Annotated in this window: 9 protein-coding genes and 1 pseudogene; 9 read left to right on the top strand and 1 reads right to left on the bottom strand. The window is 58.8% G+C overall.

Features of this window, described 5'->3' with window-relative positions:
- The 9 genes from ACNKID_RS07785 to ACNKID_RS07745 form a co-directional block, all read left to right on the top strand.
- Positions 1-444, top strand: a 444-nt coding sequence (locus ACNKID_RS07785) for a carbonic anhydrase (RefSeq protein ID WP_417912875.1), incomplete at its 5' end; no start/stop codon positions are given.
- A gap of 259 nt (positions 445-703) precedes the next feature.
- The gene (gene thiS / locus ACNKID_RS07780; protein ID WP_417912874.1) at positions 704-910 is read left to right on the top strand and encodes a sulfur carrier protein ThiS; all 207 of its coding nucleotides are present in this window, start codon (positions 704-706) and stop codon (positions 908-910) included.
- 138 nt (positions 911-1,048) lie between these two features.
- The gene (locus ACNKID_RS07775; RefSeq protein WP_417912876.1) at positions 1,049-1,852 is read left to right on the top strand and encodes a HesA/MoeB/ThiF family protein; all 804 of its coding nucleotides are present in this window, start codon (positions 1,049-1,051) and stop codon (positions 1,850-1,852) included.
- Positions 1,853-2,022: 170 nt separating this feature from the next.
- Positions 2,023-2,613 carry a tetratricopeptide repeat protein gene (locus ACNKID_RS07770; RefSeq protein WP_417912873.1) on the top strand — a complete coding sequence of 197 codons (591 nt, stop codon included), beginning with the start codon at positions 2,023-2,025 and terminating at the stop codon, positions 2,611-2,613.
- A gap of 3 nt (positions 2,614-2,616) precedes the next feature.
- Complete coding sequence (locus ACNKID_RS07765; RefSeq protein WP_417912872.1) at positions 2,617-3,270, top strand: riboflavin synthase; 654 nt, start codon at positions 2,617-2,619, stop codon at positions 3,268-3,270.
- A gap of 24 nt (positions 3,271-3,294) precedes the next feature.
- Positions 3,295-4,539: a bifunctional 3,4-dihydroxy-2-butanone-4-phosphate synthase/GTP cyclohydrolase II gene (locus ACNKID_RS07760; RefSeq protein WP_417912871.1), complete on the top strand. Its 1,245-nt coding sequence runs from the start codon at positions 3,295-3,297 to the stop codon at positions 4,537-4,539.
- A 535-nt stretch (positions 4,540-5,074) separates the two neighbouring features.
- Positions 5,075-5,539 (top strand): 6,7-dimethyl-8-ribityllumazine synthase, encoded by a 465-nt coding sequence (gene ribE / locus ACNKID_RS07755; protein ID WP_417912870.1) that lies wholly within the window; start codon positions 5,075-5,077, stop codon positions 5,537-5,539.
- On the top strand, positions 5,539-5,955 hold the full coding sequence (nusB, locus tag ACNKID_RS07750) for a transcription antitermination factor NusB (protein ID WP_417912869.1): 417 nt from the start codon (positions 5,539-5,541) through the stop codon (positions 5,953-5,955). Before ribE ends, nusB begins: the two co-directional genes overlap by 1 nt.
- Positions 5,956-5,971: 16 nt before the next feature.
- Positions 5,972-8,182, top strand: coding sequence for a DNA translocase FtsK 4TM domain-containing protein (locus tag ACNKID_RS07745; RefSeq protein ID WP_417912868.1), 2,211 nt, complete (start codon positions 5,972-5,974; stop codon positions 8,180-8,182).
- A gap of 5 nt (positions 8,183-8,187) precedes the next feature.
- Here ACNKID_RS07745 and ACNKID_RS07740 read toward each other — a convergent pair.
- Positions 8,188-8,417: pseudogene (locus ACNKID_RS07740) on the bottom strand (endonuclease III domain-containing protein); the annotation flags it as partial.

Raw genomic sequence — 8,417 nt, 5'->3', positions numbered from 1 at the left:
GCGGGCGGCAGAACCTATGAGCTGAAGCAGATTCATTTTCATGCGCCGAGCGAGCATCAAATCGGCGGCAAGAGCTTTCCGTTGGAAGCGCATTTTGTCCATGCCGCTACAGATGGACAGCTGGCGGTGGTCGCGGTGCTGTATGAAACAGGCGAAGAGAATTCTGACTTGAAAAAGCTCTGGCGGCAGATGCCAGCAAAAGTTGGCCAAGAAGAAGGCATGGCCGCGCAGGTGCGGGCGGAAAAGCTGCTGCCGGAAAACCGCGACTATTACCGGCTGTCCGGCTCGCTGACCACCCCGCCCTGCACCGAAGGGGTGCTTTGGCTGATTTTGAAAAATCAGGGTGCGGTCTCAGAGGAGCAGGCGCGGCAGTTCTCTGAACTGATGAGCGGATCGAACAACCGCCCGGTTCAACCTCTTAATGCCCGCGCTGTGCTGCAATAAGCAATTGGTTGTTTCCCCCTGCCCGGCTTCTGCGCCGGGCAGGATGGCCGGACTGGTGTTCAAAATATTGCAATATTTTTTACTGTAGAGTATTATAAATTGTATTTCTATCGGAGTCAGCAAGATAAGCGCAGGGCTGCGCTTTTCTCCTTGACTTCAGTCTTGGCGCATTGTAGTAGCTAATATATATCTCTGCGTAATCTAAGTGATTCTGCTGAGCAGTGCGCAGGTGCCATTATTTTTTTGGAGGAGAAAAATTATGGAAATCAGATTGAATGGGGAGCCGCGCTTCATCAACGCGGCACATCTGACCGTCGCTGGTCTGCTGGAAATGGAGCAGGTGCCGTCGCCGGAAATGGTGGCGGTGCAGATTGACGGAGAAATCGTCCACCGCTGCGCCTATCACGACACCGTGGTCGGCGACAGAAATCAAGTGGATCTGCTGTATTTCATGGCCGGAGGCTGAACCCCTTCCCGGCTTTTACCATTTTATTCCGCTTGCCCCGCTATCTGAGGCGGGGCGGTTTTTTTGAGACTTTCACTCCGCCAATCGACCCATCATGAAGCAGACCAGCATTGCCGAGCTGACGAGGTACACATGCTGATAAACCTGACTGACGAGCAGATGGACCGCTACAGCCGCCACCTGATCCTGAAAGAGGTGGGGCCGGAAGGGCAGATCAAGCTGCTGCGATCCAGAGTGCTGGTTGTGGGCACGGGTGGTCTCGGATCGCCGGTCTCGCTGTATCTCGCCGCCGCTGGAGTCGGCACCATCGGCTTGGTTGATGCCGACGCAGTCGACATATCCAACTTGCAGCGGCAGATCATCCACACCACCGCCGACATTGACCGGCCCAAGGTGGAATCGGCGGAAGAGAAGCTGAAGGCTATCAACCCGGAGATCAAGGTCGAGCCGTGGCTGCTCTATCTTGACGCATCGAACAGTCTTGACCTCATCCGTCAGTATGATTTCGTCATTGACGGCACTGACAATTTCGCCACCAAATTTCTCATCAACGATGCCTGCGTGCTGGCTGGCGTTCCCTACTCGCACGGCGGCATACTCCGTTTTGACGGCCAGACCATGACCGTGCTGCCGGGCAAATCCGCCTGCTACCGCTGCTGCTTCCATGAGCCGCCGCCTGCCAAATCGGTGCCAAGCTGCTCTCAGGCCGGTGTTCTCGGCGCGGTGGCTGGAATGCTGGGCACTATTCAGGCCGCTGAGGCCCTTAAATTCATCACCGGCGCAGGTTCGCTGCTGACCGACACTCTCCTCAGCTTTGATGCCAAGACCATGAACTTCCGCCGGGTCAAGCTGCGGAAACGCCCTGACTGCCCGGTCTGCGGCGAAAATCCATCCATCGTCGAGCTGACCGACTCTGAGCGCGAGGCTTGCGGGCTGGAGTAGACAGACCATTCCCCATTGCGTTTATCCTGAGCTGCCTGCTCAATCCTTGCCCGGCTGAAGGCAAGTCCACAACGTTTTCCATGCGCAATCTTATCTCGGTTTACTTGACCAGACTCGAAAAGTGAGCAATGAGTTTTGGCCCGCATGATTTTTTATACGGAGAAAAAACAATGTCATCCACCTTCACGCAGCCGCTTGATTCTCTTGGTCAAGCCAAGGCCGCAGCGGAACAAGACCCGGCCAAGATAGATTATCGAGAAGGCCGCGAGCAGTTCAAAAAAGGCGAATACGCAATGGCCGCGATGGCCTTTCATAACGCACTGAAAGGCTTCGAGGAGCAGGGTAATGAAGCGGGCATCGCCAACGCCGCAGACCGGCTCGGCGATGTCTGCTTGGAGCGGCATGACTACGCCGCTGCCTTGGCGCATTACCGCCGCGCCTACGCCATTTGCGAGAAAGAGGAAGATTCTTTCTCCATCCTCGCTCTGAACAAAAAAATGGCGGCGGCGCACCGCAAGCTGGGCGAATTCGACCAGGCCTTGGAGTACGCCTTTGACATGGTTGAGCATTATCAGCTCACCAAAGACCCCAAGGGCATGGTGGAGACATTGACGGTCATCGCCGAGCTGTATCAGGAAAAGGGTGACAAGCTCAAGGCAGCAGACACCTACCGCACTGTGGCCGCGATTCACAGAAATTTCAAACATCAGCGCATGGCCGAGGATTTTGCCGCTCGCGCTGACGAGCTGGAGCGGGTGTAGGCAATGTTCACCGGCATAATCCAAGGCTTGGGCGCAGTGCTTGAGAGACGGCCCGCAGGCGGCGGCATGGTCTTCCGCATCGAGGCGGGTTTTGATTTGACTGAGCCGCAGGAAGGCGAGTCCATCGCCGTCAACGGGGTCTGCCTGACTGCCCGCGACATTCAAGGCCGCCGCTTTTCTGCCGATGTCTCGCCGGAAAGCCTGTCCCGCACCAACTTGGGCGGCTTGGCGGTCGGCAGCAAGGTCAATCTGGAACGCGCCCTGCGCTTGGCTGACCGGCTTGGCGGCCATCTTGTCAGCGGCCACGTGGACACCCAAGGCCGGGTCGAGGAACGCCGCGCGGCAGGCGATTTCACCCTCTTCACCTTTTCTCTTGAGCAAAAGCTGGCCAAATATGTTATTGAAAAGGGGTCAATCACCATTGACGGAGTCAGCCTGACAGTCAACTCCTGCGCTGGCAGCCGTTTTTCAGTCTCGATCATCCCGCACACGCTGGCGGTGACGACCCTCGGTGGCCTGAAAGCGGGCGACCGGGTGAATCTGGAAGTTGACCTGATCGGCAAATACGTGGAAAAGCTGCTCGCGGCCAAGGATGCCGGAGCGGCTGAAAGCAGGATCAACCCGGCCTTTTTAGCCGAGCACGGATTTCTGCGCTGAACAAATTTTGAGCGGGAGCGCATCATGGCGGTCTGTTCCATCGAAGAGGCGATACAAGACATCAGGGCCGGGAAAATGATCATCCTTGTGGATGACGAGGACCGGGAGAACGAGGGCGATCTTTGTATGGCCGCCACCGCGATCACGCCGGAAGCGATCAACTTTATGGCTACGCACGGGCGTGGCCTGATTTGCCTGACCTTGAGTCCTGACATCATTGACCAGCTTGGCCTGCCGATGATGGTGCAGAACAATCAGTCGCCCTACGGCACCGGCTTCACCGTCAGCATCGAGGCCCGCACCGGCGTGAGCACCGGCATTTCCGCCGCCGACCGCGCCCGCACCATTGAAGCGGCTGTGGCCCCGGACGCGACTCCCCGCGACATCATCAGCCCTGGCCATATCTTCCCGCTGCGCGCGCGCAAGGGCGGAGTGCTGGTGCGCACCGGCCAGACCGAAGGCTCGGTGGATCTCGCCCGCCTTGCCGGGCTGCGCACAGCCGGTGTCATCTGCGAGATCATGAAGGATGACGGGACAATGGCCCGGATGCCGGATTTGGAGATCTTCGCCGAAAAGCATGGCCTGAAGATCGCCACAGTCGCTGATCTGGTCGCCTACCGTCTGCGCGAGGATGTGCTGGTGCATAGAGTGGCAGAGGCGCGGCTGCCCACCTCTCATGCGGGCGAATTCAAGATCATCGCCTACAAAAACGAGGTGGATGATTTTGAGCACGTCGCCTTGGTCAAGGGCGAGATCAAGCCGGACGATCCCGTGATGGTGCGGGTGCATTCCGAGTGTCTGACCGGCGACGTGTTCGGCTCTGCCCGCTGCGACTGCGGCTCTCAGCTCCAGGCAGCCATGAAAATGGTTGAGCAGGAAGGCAAAGGCGTGATTCTCTACATGCGGCAGGAAGGCCGGGGCATCGGCTTGGTCAACAAGCTGCGGGCCTATCAGCTGCAAGACGAGGAAGGCTTGGACACGGTCGAGGCTAACGTGCATCTGGGCTTCAAGCCCGACTTGCGCGATTACGGCATCGGCGCACAGATGCTCCGCGACCTCGGCGTGCGCAAGATGCGCCTGCTGACCAACAACCCGAAAAAGCTGATCGGCTTGGAAGGCTATGGTTTGGAGGCGGTGGCCCGCCTGCCGATTGAGATGGTCTGCGAATGCGAAACAAGGGAGTACCTCCGCTGCAAGCGCGATAAGATGGGCCACTTGCTGGAGCTGTACGGCGACGAGCCGCAAGGCCAGGTGGCTGGGGAGCCGTGAAAAACAGGCTGCACATGCCGCTTCAGCTGCAGGCAAGACAGCGCACGGCTGCGGCTTTGCCGCATCGCCCCTTTCTGCTGCTGTAATCCCGCTGCCGCTTGGGATTGTTGCAGAAAGTTTCTGCTTGATTCCAGTGAGGACAGGCGCATTCCGGGTCAGAAACGCTGCATTCCTCGTTGCGAACGCCTCATTGCCAGCTGGAAATGGCTTATTGCCAGCTGGCAATGAGGCATTGCCAACAAGGAACGAGGCGTTGCCAGCTGGAAACGTCTCATTGCCAGCAAGGAATGGGGTGTTGCCAACTGGAAATGGCTTATTTCCAGCTGGCAATGAGGCATTGCCAACTGGAAACGGCTCATTGCCAGCTGGCAATGAGGCATTCGCAACGAGGAATGAGGCCCTCCCAGCGGCCAGCCAGGAGCCAGGCAGTTGAAAAAGCACGCCTGGATGCAGGAAAAGCGCAGTCCTTGTTAACCGCTTCAGTTATGTCGCCTGCTTGCAGGAATTTTTTCTTTTTAACACCTCACAACGAACCATGGCAAACTTCATCGAAGGCAGTCTGCAAGGCAACGGGCGCAAGATCGGGATTGTGGTTTCCCGCTTCAATTCCTTCATCTCGGAAAAGCTACTCGAAGGCGCATTGGACATCCTGACGCGCTCCGGCGTAAAAAACGACGATATTGACGTGGCGCGGGTGCCCGGCGCGTTTGAAATCCCGCTTGCTGCGCAGAAGATGGCCCGCTCCGGCAAATACGACGCAGTCATCTGTCTTGGCGTGGTCATTCGCGGAGCAACCCCGCATTTTGATTTTGTCGCCAATGAAGTCGCCAAGGGCAGTGCGCAAGTCATGCTGGACACCGGCCTTCCGGTGCTTTTCGGGGTGCTGACCACCGAATCCATCGAGCAGGCCATTGAGCGGGCCGGCACCAAGGCGGGCAACAAGGGCGCGGACGTGGCAGTGGCGGCTTTGGAAATGATCAGCCTGATCAATCAGCTCTGATGGGCCTGCGAAGAAAGTCACGGGAGCTGGCTCTTCAGTTCCTCTACGGCCACGACGTGCAGGAAGGCTCCTGCGGCGAAGAGGAGCTGCTCTCCCGCGTGAATGAGTTTTGCATCTCGTTTCAGGCCGATGCCAAGTCCATTCCGTATGCTGAACAGCTCATTGCCGGCATCTGTCAGCATCGGAAGGAGATTGACAGTCTGCTCTCCCGCTCCTCCCACAACTGGCGGGTGGAGCGCATGGCCGCTGTGGACCGCAACATCCTGCGCATCGCCGCCTATGAGATGCAATACGGCGAGGATGTCCCGTCAACCGTCGCCATCAACGAGGCCCTTGAAATCGCCAAACGCTACGCCGAGCCGGATTCGGTCGGCTTCATCAACGGCATACTTGACGGGCTGAAGGGCAAGGACTGATTCCGGGCGCGCTTCCATGTTCCCGCGCAACCAAGCGGCCCTGCGCCAAGAGGCGGCGGCAGTCACCTGCCTTTTTCTTGGCGCGGTGCTGCTCCTCAGCCTGATCAGCTACAGCCTGCCGCTGTTCGCCCAGCCGCCCTTGCCGCAGCTGCCCGCCGAGAACTGGTGCGGTCATTTCGGCCATTACACCGCCCGCTATCTCTTGTCGTTCTTCGGGCTGATCTCCTTTTTTCCGCCCCTGCTGCTCTTTCATCTTGCCGCAGCTGTTCTTGCCGCCCGCGCTGTTTTTGACCGCCTGCCCTTCATCATCGCCGGACTGACCGGCGTGCTGCTGGCCTCATCGGGCCTGCTGGCCTGGACCGATCAGCTTGTTTTTCCGCCGGAGCATATCCTGCCAGGCGGCTTTCTTGGCAGCCTGCTCCGGCATCTGCTCGAAGGGCTGCTCGGCAAGACTGGCTCGATCATGCTCCTGCTGCTCCTGCTGCTCTTTTCGCTGATGGCCGCTGTCCGTTTTTCACCCTTGGCTGCCGCTGCGTGGACCTGGGAGCAGACGGCGGCGGCGGCGAAAACTGCCGCTGACCGCGCCTTGACCGCGCAGGAAAAGTTTGTGGATTGGAAAACGGAGCGCGAGCAGCGCAAGGCTCTGCCGCCGCCGCCTGCGGCAAACGAGACAGCGAATGTTTTGCCCAGCCTTTCGGTGATAGTCCAGAAGCTGCCTTTTATCCGCGAGCCGGTGAAGCCCGATCCTACCGCAGCTCCGCTCAAGCCGGAAATGCCGGGCAAAGCGGAGCGGGCTGCCGAGCCGCCGCCGAAGAAAAAGCCGGCAGCCTGGGACAAGTTCCAGCTGCCGCCAATCACCCTGCTGGAGGAGAACAAGCAGGAGAATATCGAGATTGACCGGCAGCATTACTATGAAATCAGCGAAATCTTGGTCGCCAAGCTGCTAGATTTTTCCGTGCAGGGCGAGGTGGTCGGCGTGTCGCCAGGGCCGGTGGTGACGACCTATGAGTTCGCTCCGGCAGCAGGCATCAAGATTAATAAAGTTATCAATCTGGCCGATGACTTGGCCATGGTGCTGAAGGTGGACCGGGTGCGGGTGGTCGGCTCAATTCCCGGCAAAGCGGCCATCGGCATCGAAATCCCCAATCCCAAGCGCAAGACCGTTTTTCTCCGCGATATTCTCCTTGGCAATGCCTACCGGAATTCGCTTTCGTATCTGACCATCGCCCTTGGTTTTGACGTGATCGGCCAGCCAGCGGTCGCTGATCTCGCCCGGATGCCGCATCTGCTCATCGCCGGTGCCACCGGCGCGGGCAAGTCAGTGGCGATCAATGCCTTCATCTGCTCGATTCTCTACAAAGCCAAGCCGGATCTGGTGCGCCTGCTGATGATAGACCCGAAGCGGATTGAGCTGTCGGTGTATGAGGGCATTCCGCACCTGCTCCATCCCGTGGTGGTCGAGCCGAAGATGGCCAGCCGCGCCCTGCTCTGGGCGGTGCGGGAGATGGAACGGCGCTACCGGCTGCTGGAGGAGGCGCGGGTCAAATCCTTCGCCACCTACAACGAGACAGCCGAGGAAAAGCTGCCCTACATCGTGATTGTGGTGGATGAGCTGGCCGATCTGATGATGGTGGCCTCCAAGGATGTGGAAACCTCCATTGCCCGTTTGGCGCAGATGGCGCGGGCTGCTGGAATGCACATCATCCTTGCCACCCAGCGGCCTTCGGTGGACGTGCTCACCGGCCTGATCAAGGCGAACTTCCCGACCCGCATCTCTTTCAAGGTTTCCTCAAAGGTGGATTCGCGCACCATCTTGGACAGCTCTGGTGCCGAACACCTGCTCGGCGCGGGCGACATGCTCTTTCTTCCGCCCGGCGCGGCGAAATTGCAGCGGATTCACGGTGCCTACATCTCGGAAACGGAAACTGAGCGGATCATTCATTTCCTCAAGGAGCAGGGCGGGGCAGATTATGACGAGTCCATGCTCAAAATCGCCGAGGAGGACACGGAAGGCGGCGAGGAGGGTGAGGAAGATTATGATGAGTTTTATGATCAGGCTGTGGCTGTGGTCAAAGAGACCCGGCAGGCTTCGATTTCCATGCTCCAGCGGCGGCTGCGGGTCGGCTACAACCGCGCCGCCCGGATGATTGAGATGATGGAGCGCGACGGCATAGTCGGCCCCTCCGATGGCTCAAGACCAAGAGAGGTGCTGGCTCCGCCGGACTGACGAGCTCAGTTCATGCCGTCAAATCCGGCCAAAGGGCAGGCTTCGCATCTCGGCGCGCTCTTCCGGCAGAACTCCTTGCCGACACGGACGATGAGGGCGTGATATTCATTGAACAAGGCCGCGTCTTCTTCCAGATGGCGCATGAACAGTTCCTGCATTTGGAAATAGTCGCTGTCCTCGCTGATCAGCCCGTGCCGGGAAAAGATGCGGTGCGTGTAGGCATCAACAACAAAGA

The sequence above is a fragment of the Candidatus Electronema sp. TJ genome (assembly GCF_048287355.1).
Lineage (GTDB): Bacteria > Desulfobacterota > Desulfobulbia > Desulfobulbales > Desulfobulbaceae > Electronema.
The sequence above is the reverse complement of the archived record's forward strand: the minus strand, read 5'-3'. Positions and strand labels throughout refer to the sequence as shown.